Source organism: Pantoea sp. B9002 (genome assembly GCF_013385945.1).
Lineage (GTDB): Bacteria > Pseudomonadota > Gammaproteobacteria > Enterobacterales > Enterobacteriaceae > Pantoea.
In genome coordinates this window covers 14,184-31,459 of sequence record NZ_JACAPA010000032.1, presented here as the reverse complement: position 1 = coordinate 31,459, position 17,276 = coordinate 14,184, and the positions used below count along the sequence as shown (strand labels likewise).

General features: G+C 55.9%; 12 protein-coding genes. 4 read left to right on the top strand and 8 right to left on the bottom strand.

The features are described from left to right. Positions 1-29: 29 nt before the first annotated feature. Both HX773_RS15805 and HX773_RS15800 read right to left on the bottom strand, forming a co-directional pair. The gene (locus tag HX773_RS15805; RefSeq protein WP_176972295.1) at positions 30-2,423 is read right to left on the bottom strand and encodes a TIM-barrel domain-containing protein; all 2,394 of its coding nucleotides are present in this window, start codon (positions 2,421-2,423) and stop codon (positions 30-32) included. A gap of 14 nt (positions 2,424-2,437) precedes the next feature. After that, positions 2,438-3,742 carry an MFS transporter gene (locus HX773_RS15800; RefSeq protein ID WP_061720092.1) on the bottom strand — a complete coding sequence of 435 codons (1,305 nt, stop codon included), beginning with the start codon at positions 3,740-3,742 and terminating at the stop codon, positions 2,438-2,440. A 230-nt stretch (positions 3,743-3,972) separates the two neighbouring features. On the opposite strand from HX773_RS15800, the gene uxuA reads away from it, so the two are divergent. From uxuA to uxuR, 3 genes are all read left to right on the top strand, one after another. Continuing rightward, positions 3,973-5,166, top strand: coding sequence for a mannonate dehydratase (gene uxuA / locus HX773_RS15795; RefSeq protein ID WP_176972294.1), 1,194 nt, complete (start codon positions 3,973-3,975; stop codon positions 5,164-5,166). Beyond that, a complete protein-coding gene (gene uxaC / locus HX773_RS15790) occupies positions 5,163-6,581 on the top strand; it encodes a glucuronate isomerase (protein ID WP_176972320.1) in 1,419 nt (472 codons plus the stop codon). Before uxuA ends, uxaC begins: the two co-directional genes overlap by 4 nt. 121 nt (positions 6,582-6,702) lie before the next feature. Then, the gene (uxuR, locus tag HX773_RS15785) at positions 6,703-7,479 is read left to right on the top strand and encodes a Uxu operon transcriptional regulator (RefSeq protein WP_176972293.1); all 777 of its coding nucleotides are present in this window, start codon (positions 6,703-6,705) and stop codon (positions 7,477-7,479) included. Positions 7,480-7,595: 116 nt separating this feature from the next. Here the strand turns inward: uxuR and HX773_RS15780 are convergent, their stop codons facing one another. Genes HX773_RS15780 through HX773_RS15770 form a run of 3 tightly spaced genes read right to left on the bottom strand, consistent with a single transcriptional unit; the run spans position 7,596 to position 12,280 of the window. Continuing rightward, positions 7,596-10,724, bottom strand: coding sequence for an efflux RND transporter permease subunit (locus tag HX773_RS15780; protein ID WP_176972292.1), 3,129 nt, complete (start codon positions 10,722-10,724; stop codon positions 7,596-7,598). Further along, positions 10,724-11,896: an efflux RND transporter periplasmic adaptor subunit gene (locus HX773_RS15775; protein WP_176972291.1), complete on the bottom strand. Its 1,173-nt coding sequence runs from the start codon at positions 11,894-11,896 to the stop codon at positions 10,724-10,726. Before HX773_RS15775 ends, HX773_RS15780 begins: the two co-directional genes overlap by 1 nt. 33 nt (positions 11,897-11,929) lie before the next feature. Further along, the gene (locus HX773_RS15770) at positions 11,930-12,280 is read right to left on the bottom strand and encodes a helix-turn-helix domain-containing protein (RefSeq protein WP_176972290.1); all 351 of its coding nucleotides are present in this window, start codon (positions 12,278-12,280) and stop codon (positions 11,930-11,932) included. Positions 12,281-12,566: 286 nt separating this feature from the next. On the opposite strand from HX773_RS15770, the gene HX773_RS15765 reads away from it, so the two are divergent. Continuing rightward, entirely contained in the window at positions 12,567-13,460 is an 894-nt protein-coding gene (locus HX773_RS15765) for a LysR family transcriptional regulator (RefSeq protein ID WP_176972289.1), read from the top strand. Between the two features lie 108 nt (positions 13,461-13,568). On the opposite strand, the gene HX773_RS15760 is transcribed toward HX773_RS15765, so the two are convergent. The 3 genes from HX773_RS15760 to HX773_RS15750 form a co-directional block, all read right to left on the bottom strand. Next, entirely contained in the window at positions 13,569-14,951 is a 1,383-nt protein-coding gene (locus HX773_RS15760; RefSeq protein ID WP_176972288.1) for a Xaa-Pro peptidase family protein, read from the bottom strand. Positions 14,952-15,541: 590 nt separating this feature from the next. Beyond that, on the bottom strand, positions 15,542-16,834 hold the full coding sequence (locus tag HX773_RS15755) for a sorbosone dehydrogenase family protein (RefSeq protein ID WP_101764461.1): 1,293 nt from the start codon (positions 16,832-16,834) through the stop codon (positions 15,542-15,544). Further along, entirely contained in the window at positions 16,831-17,253 is a 423-nt protein-coding gene (locus HX773_RS15750) for a DUF2231 domain-containing protein (RefSeq protein WP_176972287.1), read from the bottom strand. The genes HX773_RS15755 and HX773_RS15750 overlap by 4 nt, the downstream gene beginning before the upstream one ends. Positions 17,254-17,276 lie beyond the last annotated feature (23 nt).

Below are 17,276 nucleotides of genomic sequence, written 5' to 3'. Positions count from 1 at the left end.
TCGCCATTCATGGCGACCCATCACCAGCATTACGCTGCTGCAATATCTGCCAACACCGCTTCTGCCTGCGCGTTATTGACTGCCACGTTATCAATAAACAACTGACGCTGTTCACCCGACGGCAGCATCACTTTTAACGTCTGCCAAGCTGGCTGGAAGCTGCCTTTACGCTGGAAGTTAAGGTGAATCGCCTCAGCATCGCTGCGCATTTCCCAGTTCAGCCACAGCGCGTTGCCCTGCTGATAGCCCCAGCTTTCGCCATCATCCTCAAACAGCACACCGTGGCTGACACCTTTGCCTTTAAGCGGGAACAGCTGCAAGGTGCGACGATCGTCAGCATGTGCATCAACATGACGCAGGCGCTCGCTGAGCGGTAAGCCCGCTCCGGCGCGTACCAGCATCGGCTGGGTTTCCAGCGGTGCCGCCAGCGTGACCCATTGACCGCCGCTGAACCATTGCTGGGTAGCAAAGTCATACCAGCCGGTTTGGTTATCGGGCAGCCACAGGCGACGCTCGCGCTGACCGGGTTCGACCACGCTGGCCACCAGCAGATCGCGGCCCAGCATAAACTCATCGCACTCGGCGAACGTCTGCGCATCCTGTTCATGATCGAGGAAAGTCGGACGCAGCATCGGTTCATCGTCAGCATGCGCCTGCCACAGCAGCGTATAGAGATAAGGCAGCAGTCGATAACGCAGTTCAATCGCGGCGCGGATCGCAGGCGTAGCCGCCGGATACATCCAGGGTTCATTGACGGTGTGATCGTCATTCCACGAGTGAATGGTGAAACGCGGATGCATCACGCCGTTTTGTACCCAGCGCACAAACAGTTCTGCATCTGGCTTATCGCCGGAGAAGCCACCGACATCATGTCCCACGTTATACAAACCGGACAGGCTCATGCCCAATCCCATGCGGATGTTGTAACGCAGCGTGGTCCAGTTAGTGCGGTTATCGCCGCTCCAGGTTTGCACATAGCGCTGCATCCCGGCGCAGCCCGAACGGGAAATCAGGAACGGACGTTTTTCCGGCGCGAAACGCTGCTGCGCTTCCATGGAGGCGCGCATCATCAGCAGCGGCATCACCGGGCGAATGTGTTTGATGGCAATTGGCGTACCGAAACCGTGGCAGCGCGCTTCGCCATCCCACACTTCATATTCGTTGTTGTCATTCCAGGTGGAATCGATGCCCTTTTCCAGCAGCTGTTTGGTGACGTTTTCCTGCCACCAGGCGACGGCTTGCGGATGGGTAAAATCGAGATGTGAACCTTCGTCATCCCAGAACACCGAACGCTCAGGCGCATCCTCTTCCGAGTCGCGGATAAACAGCCCTTGTTCCGCCACTTCTTTATAACGCGGATGATCCTGCAACAGGCACGGTTTGATATTAGCGGCGAGGCGCAAGCCGGCGTCATGAAACGCCTGGCTCATCACTTCCGGCTGCGGCACTTTGTCGTAGTTCCAGTTGAACACGTAGCGCTTGTTGTTAATTGAGGTGTAGCCCGATGAAAGCTGGAATGAATCACACGGAATATCGTGCTCTTCGCACAGGCGGATGAAGTTCATCAGCTGATTTTGTGCATCTGGCGCATCGGTGTAATGCATGGTTGAACCGCTGTAGCCGAGGCTCCATTTCGGGCCGAACAGCGTTTTACCGGTGAGACGCACAAAGGCTTTGGTGACATCCAGCACCTTGTCACCGACAAACAGGTAATAGTCGATATCACCGCTTTCGGCCTGCCAGCGGCGATACGGCTTGTGATAGTTATCGAGTTCATTACCGAGATCAAACCAGCTGCTGCTGAGGTTATCGTAATAGAGACCAAAGCTAACATCGGTGCGACGCGTAATGGTAAACGGCACATGCTTGTACAGCGGATCGGTGGAGGCCGCGTTGTAGCCCATCGCATCAAGGTTACGCATTTCATAACGCTGGCCATTACGCTGCAAATCACCGCTTTTCTCGCCCAGGCCATAATAGCGATCGTCGTTCATGCGGCACTGATAGTGCGCCACGCCATCGCCGTGCGCGTTGATTTGATAAGCGCTGGTTGGGCGGTCGCAGGTCAGCAGCTGCCATACGCCGTGGCTGTCACAATATTGCCACTCCAGCGCCAGCGGTTGATGGACGATCACCCGCAGTTTATCGGTGGCCACCACCAGCGTGTCGCCCTCTTCTTCCAGTGTGAACGACGGCAAGGTGAATCCGGCCAGGCTGTCGCGCTGACGCCCTTCCCACGGCACATCACTTTCTGGCGCTATGCTCCAGGTGCGATCAAGGCTATACGCGCCCTGACGTTTAATCGCCACGCGGAACATGCCCGTTTCCAGCACATACAGACACAGCGTGTGTTTGCCGTCGACGGTTAACGCCACGTGGTGCGCATCGGAACCGGCTAATGACCAATTTTTTAACGTTTTCATCGTTACCTACTTTTTCATGCGCGCTGGGCGCGACGTTCAGCAATAAAAGCAATCAGGAATACGGCGCCGATCAGGTCGAAGAAGCCCATGGCGACAAACAGCGGATTAAAGCCAATGGTGTCGGCGGTAACGCCGATCAGCAGTGAGAACAGGAAGCTGGAGATCCACGCAAACGAGCCGCGCATGCCGTTGACGGTGGCCATCTGGCCTTTATCAAACTTCTCCACCACCAACGCGCTCAGCATGCAGGAGATGATCTGATGGCCGAAGCCACCAATCGAGATCAGCGCAATCGCCACATACGGATCTTTGGTCATCGCCACTGCGGCCAGAGACAGCATCAGGAACGCGCCGGTAACTGAACTGGCGACTACCGAGTTCACCTGGGTGAAGCCAAAAATTTTGGTGTAAAGGCGCGTCAAATAACCGCTGGCGGCGCTGCCGAGGTCGGCGGCGAGGAACGGCAGCCAGGCGAACATGACGATCTGTTTCAGATCCATGCCGAGCTCTTTTGCCAGATAGAGCGGCACCCAGAAACTCAGTACGCCCCACGCCGGTTCGGCCATGAATGCCGGAATGGCAATGCCGTAGAAACGCTTGTTCTTCGATACGGTTTTCAACGCGGTAAAGAATGGCAGTTTCACTGCCGGTGGTTCGTTGTCCTGGCGGATGAAATCCAGTTCGGATTTCGACAAATTAGGGTGCTGATCGGGATCGCGATACAGCCACCACCACAGCAACACCCAACCCAGTGCCAGCGCGCCGGTGAACAGGAATGCGCCCTGCCAGCCGCCAAACGCCGCATGGGCAAAGTAGATAATCGGCGGTGCCAGCATAGCGCCGAGGGAGAATCCGACACCCGCCCAACCCGCGGCGATAGGACGCTCTTTTTTCGGGAACCATTCACCAATTACTTTGGCGTTGGCTGGCGTGGCAGCGGCTTCTGCGCTGCCCATAACAAAACGCAGAATCGCCAGATGCAGCCAACTGCCCGCTCCAGCATGGAATAAACAGGCAATGGCCCACACCGAGGCGCAGATCAGGAAGCCTACTTTCAGGCCAATCACATCAATCAACCAGCCACAAATCGGTTGGAAGAACGTATAGGCCAGCTGGAAGGCACCGACGATGTAGGAATATTGCTCGGTGGTGATGTTAAGGCTGTCTTTGAGCTCTGGGGCCAGCAGCCCTAAAGAGTTACGCGTGATGTAATTGACCGTCACGCCGGCTAAGAACAGCACCAGCACCCACCAGCGCATATGGCGGAAGGTGCGTTTGGTGCCTGCGGCGGTTATCCCTGGATTTAAACTGCGGTTCATCGGGTTCTCCCTTAGTGAGTCATTTCTAGCCATCCGCCAGGAGTGAACCACAGTTGCGAAAAGTGGTCGCCAGCTTGATGTCGCAAATGTGATCTGGTTAACCAAAATCACTCGCCAGGTTGACTTAACCCCGTAAAGAGCAGAGTTTTAACCCGGAATCGCGTGGTTATTGTCTGATGTAACGCGCTAATAAAGAATATTGGTCAACCAATAGTGAGTGAGGTAACAACATGAAGCAGACCTGGCGCTGGTATGGTCCCAACGATCCTGTCTCTCTGGCCGATGCACGCCAGGCGGGCGCAACCGGCATCGTCACCGCACTGCATCACATCCCGAACGGCGAAGTGTGGTCAGTCGACGAAATCATGCAGCGCAAGGCGCTGGTGGAAGCCGCCGGTTTGGTGTGGTCGGTGGTGGAGAGCGTGCCAATTCATGAAGAGATCAAAACCGGCAGCGGACGCTGTCAGCACTGGATCAGCAACTATCAGCAGTCGCTGCGCAACCTGGCGCAGTGCGGCATCAACACCGTGTGCTACAACTTCATGCCGATCCTCGACTGGACGCGCACCGATCTCGAATATCTGCTGCCGGATGGCGCAAAAGCCCTGCGCTTTGATCAGATTGAGTTCGCGGTATTTGAGCTGCACATTCTGCAGCGTCCCGGCGCGGAGCAGGATTACAGCGTCGAAGAGATCGCGGAGGCCGCTGAACGCTTTGCAACGATGAGTGAAGAGCACCGTAACCGCCTGATGCGCAACATCATCGCCGGTTTGCCGGGCGCTGAAGAAGGTTACACGCTGGATCAGTTCCGCGCCCAGCTGGCGCGTTATGAGGGCATCGGTAAGGCCGAGCTGCGAGAGAATTTTGCCACCTTCCTGCGCGCCATTGTCGCGGTTGCTGAAGAAGTGGGCGTGCGCATGGCGGTGCATCCGGACGATCCGCCGCGCCCGATTCTCGGCTTGCCGCGCATCGTTTCCAACGCCGACGATCTGCAATGGATGATCGATACCGTCAGCAGCCCCGCCAACGGTTTCACTATGTGTACCGGCTCGTACGGCGTGCTGGCAGAGAATGATTTAGCCGGCATGGTTAAGCGCTTCGGCCCGCGCATCTACTTCGCGCATCTGCGCTCTACCAAACGGGAAGAGAACCCCAACAGCTTCCACGAAGCCGCGCATTTGGCTGGCGATGTCGATATGTTTGCGGTGATCAAGGCGATTGCCGAAGAGGAGCAGCGACGTAAAGCCGCAGGACAGCCGGATTTGATTCCAATGCGTCCCGACCACGGCCACCAGATGCTGGATGACCTGAAGAAGAAAACCAATCCGGGATACTCGGCGATTGGTCGCCTGAAAGGATTGGCGGAAATTCGCGGCGTCGAACTGGCGATCCACCGCGCCTATTTTGCTCAGGACGCCCAATAATGCGCTTTATGGATGAAGATTTTCTGCTGCAGAGCGACATCGCGCGGCGTTTGTACCACGACTTCGCTGCAGATATGCCGATCTACGATTATCACTGTCACCTCAATCCGCAGGAGATTGCTGAAGATCGTCGCTTTGCCAACCTTGGCCAGATCTGGCTGGAAGGCGATCACTACAAGTGGCGCGCGCTGCGTGCCGCGGGCGTCGATGAGTCGTTAATCACCGGCAAGAACACCAGCGACTACGACAAGTATCTCGCCTGGGCGCAAACGGTGCCCAAAACCCTCGGCAACCCGCTCTATCACTGGACGCACCTTGAACTGCGTCGCCCGTTTGGCATCACCGATACGCTGTTTGGCCCAGACACCGCGCCTGCGATCTGGCAGCGCTGCGCGGAGCAGTTGGCGACACCGGAGTTTTCAGCGCGCGGCATCATGCGTCAGATGAAGGTGCGCATGGTGGGCACCACCGACGATCCGGTTGATTCGCTGCACTATCACCGCCAAATCGCCGATGACCGCAGCTTTGATATTGACGTTGCGCCGAGCTGGCGTCCGGATAAAGTCTTCAAAATCGAGCTGGAGGGTTTTGTCGACTATCTTGGTCGTCTGGAAGGCGCCGCCGATGTCGCCATCGACAGCTTCGATGCGTTACGCCGTGCGCTGTTACGTCGTCTTGACCACTTCTCCGCCCACGGTTGTCGCGCGTCAGATCACGGTATCGAAATCCTGCGCTTTGCGCCGGTGCCGGACGACAGCGTACTCGATACTATTTTGGCGAAACGTCGCCGTGGCGATGTGCTGGATGAATTGGAAATCGCCCAGTTCAGCAGCGCGGTGTTGGTGTGGCTCGGCAGCGAATATGCGCGGCGCGGCTGGGTAATGCAGCTGCACATCGGCGCGATTCGTAACAACAGCACGCGCATGTTCCGCCAGCTCGGGCCAGACAGCGGCTTTGATTCGATTGGCGATAACAATATTGCCTGGCCGCTGGCGCGCCTGCTGGATGCGATGGACCTCAACGATCAGCTGCCGAAAACCATTCTCTATTGCCTTAATCCACGCGATAACGAAGTGCTGGCCACAATGGCGGGCAACTTCCAGGGCGCGGGCATTGCTGGCAAGGTGCAGTTCGGTTCTGGCTGGTGGTTCAACGATCAGCGCGATGGCATGCTGCGTCAGCTGGAGCAGTTGTCGCAAATCGGCTTACTCAGCCAGTTTGTCGGCATGCTGACCGATTCACGCAGCTTCCTCTCCTACACGCGGCACGAATACTTCCGCCGTATTCTGTGCAATTTGCTGGCGCAGTGGGTGAAAGACGGCATTGTGCCGCACGATGAGCCGATGCTCGGCAGCATGCTGCGCGACATCTGCTTTAACAATGCCGAACGCTATTTCGCGCTGAACGCCAGGTGAGTTAGGCCTGGTCACTGCACGCCGTGACCAGGCCGATTCTTATTCGCTATGCTATAGTGCGCGTCTCTGAGTGAGGCTGTATCAGAGGTTGTGAATCCTTTAACACACAGAAAAGAGCACGATGAAAACTCAAACTTCAGCACAGCGCCCTTATCAGGAAGTCGGGGAAATGCTCCGCCAGATGATCACCCAGAAGCAGTATGCGGTGGGCGAACGGCTGCCGCCGGAGCGCGAACTCGCCGCGCTGCTGGATGTGACGCGTACGCTGGTGCGAGAAGCGCTGATCATGCTGGAGCTGGAAGGATTAATCGAGGTGCGGCGCGGTGCGGGCATCTATGTGATTCACGATTCGCCCCAACAACCCGTTTCGCTTCACAAAGCCAGCAACGATGCCGGACCCTTTGAGATGTTGCAGGCGCGTCAGCTGCTGGAGAGCAATATCGCCGAGTTCGCCGCGCTGCAAGCCACGCGTGAAGACATCATGAAGATGCGCCAGGCGCTGGAGCTGGAAGAGAAAGAGCTGGCATCCGGTGCGGTCAACCAAAGTGAAAACGGCGATCGCAATTTCCATCTGGCGATTGCCGAAGCCACCCACAACAGCATGCTGGTTGAGCTGTTTAAGCAATCCTGGCAGTGGCGCGAAGATAACGTGATGTGGAGCCAGCTGCATCGTCATTTGGTCAACAATGATTACCGCAAACAGTGGCTCGACGATCACAAAAAGATCCTCGCGACGCTGATCAAAAAAGACGCGCGCGCCGCTAAGCTGGCGATGTGGCAACACCTGGAAAACGTGAAACAGCGGCTGCTGGAGTTCTCAGACGTTGATGATATCGACTTCGATGGTTATCTGTTTGAATCCTGGCCGCTTTACGCAGCCAGCAATCCCAACAATTGATGCGGTTGATCGGAATATATGCAGGTGCGCATGAATGCGCACCCTACGAAAACCCTCGCCAAACCGTAGGGTCGCCATTTATGGCGACCGAACAACGCCAGCACTTTCGCTAAGATCTACTCATCATCCTCATCGGTTACTTTGCCGCCAAAGCGATTGCGCACCACCACAAAGAACACCGGCACGAAGTAAATGGCTAACAGCGTTGCCGCTACCATGCCGCCGATCACCCCGGTACCCACCGCATTCTGTGCGCCAGAACCCGCGCCGGAGCTGATGGCTAAAGGCAACACGCCAAGAATAAAGGCCAGCGATGTCATCAAAATCGGTCGCAGTCGCATACGTGCCGCGTCCAGTGTGGCTTCAATCACGCTTTTGCCCTCTTTCTCGATCTGATCTTTGGCAAACTCGACGATAAGAATGGCGTTCTTCGCCGACAAGCCAATGGTGGTCAGCAGCCCAACCACGAAATACACGTCATTGTTCAAGCCGCGCAGCAGCGTGGCTACCAGCGCACCAAACACGCCCAGCGGCACCACCAGCATCACCGAGAACGGAATGGACCAGCTCTCATACAGCGCGGCCAGACACAGGAACACCACAATCAGCGACAGCGCATACAGCGCCGGTGCCTGTTCTCCGGTCATGCGCTCCTGATACGACATTCCCGTCCAGTCGTAGCCAATGCCAGACGGCAATTGCTGCGCCAGCTGCTCCATCAGGGCCATCGCTTCACCCGAACTTTTACCCGGCGCAGGTTGCCCCAGAATCTCCACGGCGGAAAGACCATTAAAGCGCTCCAGACGCGGCGATCCATACACCCATTCTGCCGTCGAGAAGCTGGCAAAAGGCACCATCTTGTCGTTGCTGGCACGCACGTACCACTTGTTCAGATCTTCCGGCATCATGCGGTACGGCGCATCGCTCATGACGTACACCTTTTTCACCCTGCCGTTGTCGACAAAGTCGTTCACGTAGCTGCCGCCCCACGCGCTGCTCAGCGTGGTGTTGATGTCAGAGAGATCGACGCCCAGCGCGGTGGCTTTCTCCTGATCAATGTTGAGCTTGAACTGTGGACTGTCTTCCATGCCGTTGGGACGCACCGCCGCCAGGGTTTCAGGATGCTGACGCGCCAGATCCAGCAGCTGATTACGCGCGGCGATCAGCTTGTCATGGCCAAGCCCTGCCTGATCAATCAGCTCGAAGTCGAAGCCGGTGGCATTGCCCAGCGCGATGATTGGCGGCAGGTTAAAGGCGACCACGTTGCCGTCCATGATATTGCCAAAGCTTTTCATGGCGCGGGCCACGATAGCATCTACTTTGTTTTCATCACCGGCTCGCGCGGACCAATCCTTCAATCCGATGAAAGCAATACCGACGTTCTGACCCCGACCGGCAAAACCAAAGCCATTGACCGTCAGGACGTTCTCGACGTTGCTCTTTTCACTGGACAGATAATAGTCATTCACCTGATCCAACACCGCTTGCGTCCGTTCCTGGGTTGCTCCAGCTGGCAAAATCGCCTGCGTTGCCAGCACGCCCTGATCTTCCGACGGCAGGAACGAGGTCGGCAAGCGCATAAACAGCACCGCCATACCGACCACAATCACGCCATAAATCACCAGATATCGCCCGCTGCGGTGCACCATACGCGCCACCGAATTCGAGTAATGTTGAGCGCTTTGCTCGAACTTGCGGTTAAACCAGCCAAAGAATCCGCGCGGCTGGCCATGCGAGCCCGGTTTTACCGGCTTAAGGATGGTGACGCACAGTGCGGGCGTGAGGATCAACGCCACCAGCACCGATAGCACCATTGCCGAAACGATGGTGATGGAGAACTGGCGATAGATCACGCCGGTACTGCCGCCAAAGAACGCCATCGGCACAAATACCGCCGACAGCACCAGCGCAATCCCCACCAGCGCGCCCTGAATCTGGCCCATCGATTTGCGTGTGGCGGCTTTGGGTTTCAGCCCCTCTTCCGCCATAACGCGCTCGACGTTCTCCACTACCACAATGGCGTCATCCACCAGCAACCCAATAGCCAGCACCATGCCAAACATGGTGAGAGTGTTGATGGAGTAACCAAAAGCACTGAGAATGCCGAACGTCCCCAGTAACACCACCGGCACAGCAATGGTGGGAATCAGCGTGGCGCGCAGGTTCTGCAAGAACAGGTACATCACCAGGAACACCAGCACGATGGCTTCAAACAGCGTTTTCACCACCTCATGAATCGAAATGCTGATAAACGGCGTGGTGTCATACGGATAAACCACCTTCAGACCTTGCGGAAAATAGGGCTTCAGCTCGTCGATTTTTCCGCGAATGGCATTAGCGGTATCCAGCGCATTGGCGCCGCTCGCTAGCTGGATGCCCAACGCTGAAGCAGGTTTACCGTTGATCTTCACCACAAAGTTGTAGTTTTCACCGCCGCGCTCAATGCGAGCCACATCATGCAACCGTACCTGAGAACCATCGCTGTTGACCTTCATCAGGATGTTGCCAAAGGCGTCCGGTGAGGTCAGGCGCGTCTGCGCAATAATCGAAGCGTTAAGCTGCTGCCCTTTCACTGGCGGCGCGCCGCCCAACTGGCCCGCCGCGACCTGCGCATTCTGCGTTTCCAGCATGCTGATAACATCCACCGGCGTCAGCTGATAGGTGTTGAGCTTGTTAGGATCGAGCCAGATACGCATCGCATATTGCGAGCCAAAAAGCGTGGTATCACCCACGCCATTAATGCGACTGATGGGATCTTTCAGGTTAGTGGCTACGTAATCGGCAATGTCTTCCATACTCATGCGGCCCGATTCATCAACAAAGCCCGGCACGAGAAAGAAGACGCTCGATGATTTACGCACGGTGATGCCCTGCTGCTGCACTTCCTGTGGCAAAAGCGGCGTGGCGAGCTGCAATTTATTCTGCACCTGCACCTGGGCGATATCCGCATCGGTGCCGTTCTCAAACGACAGCGTCAGCTGCAAGGTGCCGGAGGAATCGCTGGTCGAGGACATATACATCAGGCCATCCAGCCCGCTCATGTTCTGTTCGATCACCTGCGTCACACTGTTCTGCAACGTGGTGGCATCGGCACCCGGATAGGTTGCGCGCACCTGAACCGCGGTGGGCGCAACATCCGGATATTGCTCAACTGGCAACTTCAGGATTGAGATGCCACCCGCCAGCATGACGATAATGGCGAGGACCCAGGCAAAAATGGGGCGATCAATAAAAAATCGGGACATCAGTCAGCGGTTCCTTTCGACGGGGAGGATGCTGCATCAGCAGCAAGAGGTGTGACGATCATGCCGGGCTGAGCACGCTGAACGCCGGAGACAATCACGCGTTCACCCGCCTGCAAGCCACCCGCCACGCGCCATTGATCGCCGAGCGCCTGAGAAACCTGGATAGTGCGGATGTCCACTTTATTGTCACTGCCCACCACCATCGCCGTGGCGTCGCCGCGCGGCGTGCGTGTGACCGCCTGCTGCGGGATCAGCATGGCGTGGGGATCGGTGCCTTCATCCAGTCGCGCGCGCACAAACATGCCGGGCAGTAGCGTATGGTTGGGATTGGGGACAATGGCGCGCAGCGTGATGGAACCGGTGGTGCGATCGACGGTGACATCAGAGAACGCCAGCGTGCCGCGTTGCGGATAGAGTGAGCCGTCGCCCATCACCACGCTGACCAGCGATTTACCGTCGTTCTGACGTAAACGACCCGCGGCGAACTCCTGCTGTAAACGCAGGAAATCCTGGCTCGACTGAGTGACATCGACGTACATCGGATCCAGCTGCTGCACCGTGGCCAGCGAATCGCTCTGCGCATCAGCCACCAGCGCGCCTTCGGTGACCGACGAACGCCCGATGCGACCGCTTATCGGCGCGGTAATGGTGCTCCACGCCAGATTGATGCGCGCACTTTCCATCGTGGCTTTGGCGACATCCACCGCAGCACGGGTTTGCGCGGCGGTGGCTTGCGCCTGGTCATAATCCTGTCGGCTGATATATTGGCTGCCGCTCAGCGAGCGATAGCGATTCAGCGTCACCTGCGCGATACGCGCGTTGGCTTCGGCTTGCGCGACGGACGCTTTGGCACTGGCGAAACTGGCGCGGAACGGTGCAGGATCAATTTGATACAACGTCTGACCGGCGACCACATCACTGCCTTCGGTAAAGCTGCGTTTCAGCACAATTCCGGAAACCTGAGGACGCACATCAGCAACCCGATACGCCAAAGTGCGGCCCGGTAATTCGCTGGTGATTGCTTGTGATTGCGTGGCAAGCGTAATGACTTTCACCTCGGGCGCGGCCGGCGCCTGAGCCGTTTTATTCGATGAATCATCACATCCTGTGGTGGGTAAAATGAAAAACGCGCATAGCAAAGCCAAAGGCTGAATTGCCTCGTGTTTGGGCATTGAAATTATCTCCCGGAAACCGGTAATGAAAAATTAATGTGGGAAGTTAAAATTGTGGGTATTCAAACGGCGATAGGTTGCCGGTGGCACGCGATATTTACGGGCAAATGAGCGGGTAAAAGATTGCTGCGAGTCGTAGCCATACTTCATGGAGATATCAATCACTGCCACGCTGCTATCGAGTAAATCATGCGCCGCTAGCTCCAGCTTTTTATCGCGAATGTAATTGCCGAGACTAATATGCATGATGCGCTGAAACATGCGCTGGAGATGCCATTTAGAATAACCGGAACGAAGAGCCACATCTTCGATCTTAATGGCGCTACGAATGTTCGCATTTATCCACGCCAGCAAATCGCGGATAATAATTTCATGTCGATCCATTTTTCACCTCTTCTCTCACAGCCACAGGAAGTCACCGCATTGATGGAAAAGAAGCGTATCATTACAAGTTGCTTTTTATTAGGCAGTGAAAATGGGAAAGGTTTATGAGGCAAAATCATTAATGAAGTGGCAAAAGGTTAAGCAGAGGCAAATTGAGCGGCTTAAATCTTGATCGCCATCACTTTGCATCAGTTTTTACTGGAAAATTCGTGAGAATCTCACATATATTTCAGGTTATGTGCAGGTGTTAGGCTGAAACCTAACCACAATTGATAAAGGTAAAGCCTTGCTGCGGGAAAACTTCAACGACCTGATCTATTTAGTGATGGTGGCACGCGAATGTAGCTTTACGCGCGCTGCGGCCAAATTAGGCGTGTCGCAATCGGCGCTAAGCCACTCGATTCGCGGTCTTGAAGAGCGATTAAATACGCGTTTATTAACGCGCACCACGCGCAGTGTTGCGCCGACCGAAGCCGGTGAAAACCTGATTCAGAGCGTGGCACCGATGATGGCCGATATTGAGAAAGCCCTGCTGCAACTGACCGATAATCAGGGCAAGCCGTCGGGAAATATTCGTATTACCGCCGGTGAACATGCGTTGTCTTCCACCTTGTGGCCGCTGCTCAAACCGTTTCTGCAAGCCTATCCCGAAGTGAATGTGGAGCTCTCCGTTGATAACACCTTAACGGATATTGTCAGCGGGCGTTTCGATGCCGGCGTGCGGCTTGGCGAAAGCATTGAGAAAGATATGGTGGCGGTGAGAATCGGCCCGGACTGGAAAATGGTGACCGTTGCATCGCCTGACTATTTGCGAAAATACGGCATTCCCACCACGCCCTACGAATTGCAGAATCACAACTGCATTAATATGCGCCTTCCTACACTGGGAGGATTATATAGCTGGGAGTTCAGCAAAGACGGCAAAGATATTCGCGTTAAAGTTGAAGGGCAGCTGATATTTAATAATCTGGCTTCACGTATCGATGCGGTGCTGTCCGGCATGGGTATTGCCCATGTACCCGAGGATACCGTTAAACAGCACATCGCCAACGGCGAACTGCAATGCCTGCTGGATGATTGGTGTGAACCCTTTAGCGGATATTATCTCTATTATCCGAGCCGCAAACAGCACACCGCTGCGTTTGAGAAATTGATCGAAGCGATTAAATACAAGGGCTGAAAGTTCAGCATCTATGACGTAATACTTTGGTCACCATAAATGGCGACCCTACGACGATATAGCACGATTTTGTAGGGTCGCCATTCATGGCGACCTCAGCTAATCACATCAACTCACCACGCTCAACGCGAGATCTTTGGCTAAAAAGAACGGCCTTAAATACGCCACGCTATTCGATAAAGGCAAGATTTCATCGCTGAGCTGAATGCCGATGGTTTCGCGCAGATAACGGCGGCGGGTTTCGATGCGCTGCCACAACGCCGGATAATGGTTGCGGATGTCGCTTTGCAGCGCCGCATCGGCCAGCACCACGCACTCTTCGGCGCTGGCACCGCTGTAGCCCGGCACCGACGGGATGATATCAATTTGCAGCATCATGCCGCTTTTCAGCCGTTCGGTTGAATGGTGATAAATCGGCGAAGACATCCACTCTTCGTCCGCCACCAGATGTCCCGGATTGAGGTGCCAGCCAAAACGGGCTTTCGGCAAAACCTGCTCGATAAGCTGATACAGCTCACCACCGCTCATGCCGCAGCGAATGTTTTCCAGCCAGGCCACCACGGCCGAGAAATAGGGTTTGGCGATGCGCTCCAGATAATCTTGCTGGCCTGGCGGCAGCTCGCTGTGATCGGCAATGACGAAGCCGCTGCGACTGGAGAGTCCGCCTTTGAAGGCGGTGGTTAGCGAGAGTGTATCGCCGCGCTGCACTTTTTTGTAGCTGGGATAGAGGTTCGCTTTGTCGAAACGACTGCCGGTGGCGGCGATGGTCACCACCGAGTTGCATTGCCCTTCGGCGTGCAGTAACGCGCCCAATTCTGTTTCACGCACGCCCACCTCGATGGCATTCAGCGCGTCCAGCATGCACTTTGACGCGAGGTTTGCGCCATATTCGTAATGGGCGATTTCATTGGCATTGCAGGTGGTGCGCGCGCCGTTATCGCCAATAAACAGCGGGATGGCATTTTCTAACGTGGCATCAGCGCTGAGCGTGCGCTTAATGGCATCGACAATAAAGTACGGCAGATCAAACATCGCACGCCCATTGCCGGCGGCGGGCGTAAACATCTTCCAGCCCACCAGCCCGACTTTATGGCCGTTCGCTAAACCCGCGTCTTTGAAGAGACTTTCCAGCGGCGCTTCATTGTCCATGGGCTGATTGGGGAGCGAGAAGTACGGCGTGTGCAGCAGCGCGGCCGGTGTGCGTGAAAAGCGCGCCATTTTCAGGTTTTCGTTGCCCAGCACCAGCGTGCAAGCTCCGGACTGATTCAGCAGCAGCAATCCCTCTTCGAAACGCGGGATAAATCCGCTCAGATATTCGAAATTGCCGCCGTGCTCCTTGTCGGCATAGATCACCAGCCAGTCAAAACCCTCGCGCTGCATGCCCGCCAGCAGCGCGTTCTTGCGCTGCACAAGCGTATCATCGGTGAGAAAAACCGGTTCAACGTCGCTGAACGTCACCGGCGCGGTAATCGGTCCGAACGTGATTGCCATGATGCACTTCCTCGCATTACAGAATGAGATGAGGATAGTAGCGTTTTTAGCGCAGCGGATTTTGATCCACGCGAAAAAAGGCGGAGGGGTGAGCTCCGCCTTGTCTCAAGTTCCAGTCAGTGTGCCTGACCGGTCAGTTGCAAAAGGGCAACGATGATTTGAAGAATGATGCGGACGATGTCCAGCAGCAATCGAACAAGTTCCATCACTTTCCTTCTCCTCTGAGAGGAGCGCGCCTTTCAGCTGCCGGGGCTTTGACTCCACCCGCCGACCGCCTAAGCACAATTGTGAGGAGTGCTGAGCGGCTCTCATTGTAAAAGCCACAGGCCAGCACCACCTGAAACCTGCCGGGATTTGACTATCCGCGCCCCTGGAGTCATCAGAAAAACAATGAAGCTTCGCTCGTCACTCAACACCTGTATAACCATACAGTATTATGGCAAAACTTGAAATATCTCGCCGCACATTTTATTATCGCTGGTGTGAGGAGTGCTGAGCACCCCGTTCGCGGCGCGGTTACCAGCCGGTTAGCGAACATAAAAAAAAGGATTTGGCTTAACGCCAAATCCTTTTTTATTGCCTGCGATTAATTATCTGGCGGAACTGATACGCCAGATGGTATTTCCCGCATCATCGGCAATTAACACGCCGCCCTGCCGATCGGTGGCTAAACCGACCGGCAAACCGCGCACCTGCTTCTGATCGTCGGTGAGGAAACCGGTCACCACCGGCTGCGGTTGTCCCACCGGTTTTCCGTTCTCGAATTTCACCCACACCACCTGATAGCCATTGAGCGGTGTGCGGTTCCAGCTGCCGTGTTCGCTGATAAACGCCCCGCCGCGATACTGCGGCATATTATCGGCGCCGTAGAACAACAGGCCGAGCGGTGCGACGTGCGAGCTCAGGGCGTAATCCGGTTTGATCGCTTTCTCCACCAGATCCGGTCTCTGCGGCTGCGCGCGTTCATCCACGTGCTGACCATAATAGCTGTACGGCCAGCCGTAGAAGCCTTTGTCCTGCACCGACGTCATATAATCCGGCACTAAATCCGAACCGATCTCGTCGCGCTCATTCACAATCGCCCACAGCTTGCCGCTCTGCGGCTCCCACTGTAAGCCGGTTGGATTGCGCAGGCCGCTGGCATAAATCCGGCTGGCACCGCTGGCCGCATCCACTTCCAGCACCGCCGCGCGGCGATACTCTTCGCCAATGCCGTTTTCCGTCACGTTACTGTTCGATCCCACGCCAACGTACAGCTTGCTGCCGTCGGGGCTGGCGAGCAGCGATTTGGTCCAGTGATGGTTAATCGGCCCGCCCGGCAGTTCGGTGACTTCCACCGGCGGCGTGCGGATCTCGGTTTGCCCGGTTTCATACGGGAATTTCACCAGGCTATCGGCGTTCGCCACATACAGCGTGTTGCCCACCAGCTGCATACCAAACGGCGCCGTCAGGTTATCGATAAAGCGATGTTGCTCCCATTTGCCGTTAACGTTACGCAGCAAGGTGATGCGATTGCCGCCCTCGCCGCCTTTGCCAGACGCTTTCTGCACAATGCCCATAATCAGTTGCTTCGGCGCGGTGGTCGGTTTGGGTGTGCCATTAGATTCCGCCACCAGTACATCATTGTTCGGCAGCACCAGCACCTGGCGCGGATGCTGCAGGTTGTCGGCGATCTTTTCAATCTTCAACCCATCCGCCACTTTCGGCATTTCACCGGCTTTCCACGGCGTGCCTTCCGGCACCTGCATCGGCGGCATAAAGAAGTTCTGCGCCTGCGGCAGTTCAGGATTGGCACCAATTTGCTTTTGCGGGTCGATCAGCGCCCCGTCGTCACAGGCGCTAAGCAGCATCGCGATGGCTACCGCGCTGAGTAAGTGTTTCATACGCGACCTCCTTGTGTGCGACGTTCGCGCAACACCAGTTGCACGTTGGCAATGAGCAGCAGCGCCACCACCAGCGTCGACAGCGTGATGCCCATCGGCACCACCGCGTAAGCATCGCGGCTGTGAATAAAGGCATTAACCACCGCCAGCACGATCGCCAGCAGCGACAACCAGAAATGGGTTTTCTCATTCGGCCGCGCGCCACGGAATAAATAAACCAAACTGATTAAACGTGGCAGGATGGCCAGCACCAGACCGATAGTGATCAGCCAACTGGCGGATTTGGTCCACATGATGACGAAGGTTTGCAAATAGAGGATATCGAAAAACCAGGCGGCGACAAAAAAGCCCAGCGGCAACGGTTCCAGCAGCGTATACAACGTCACACCGAACACCGATCTTCCTGAGGTATGAAACATTACTCTCTCCCTTTTACCGTATT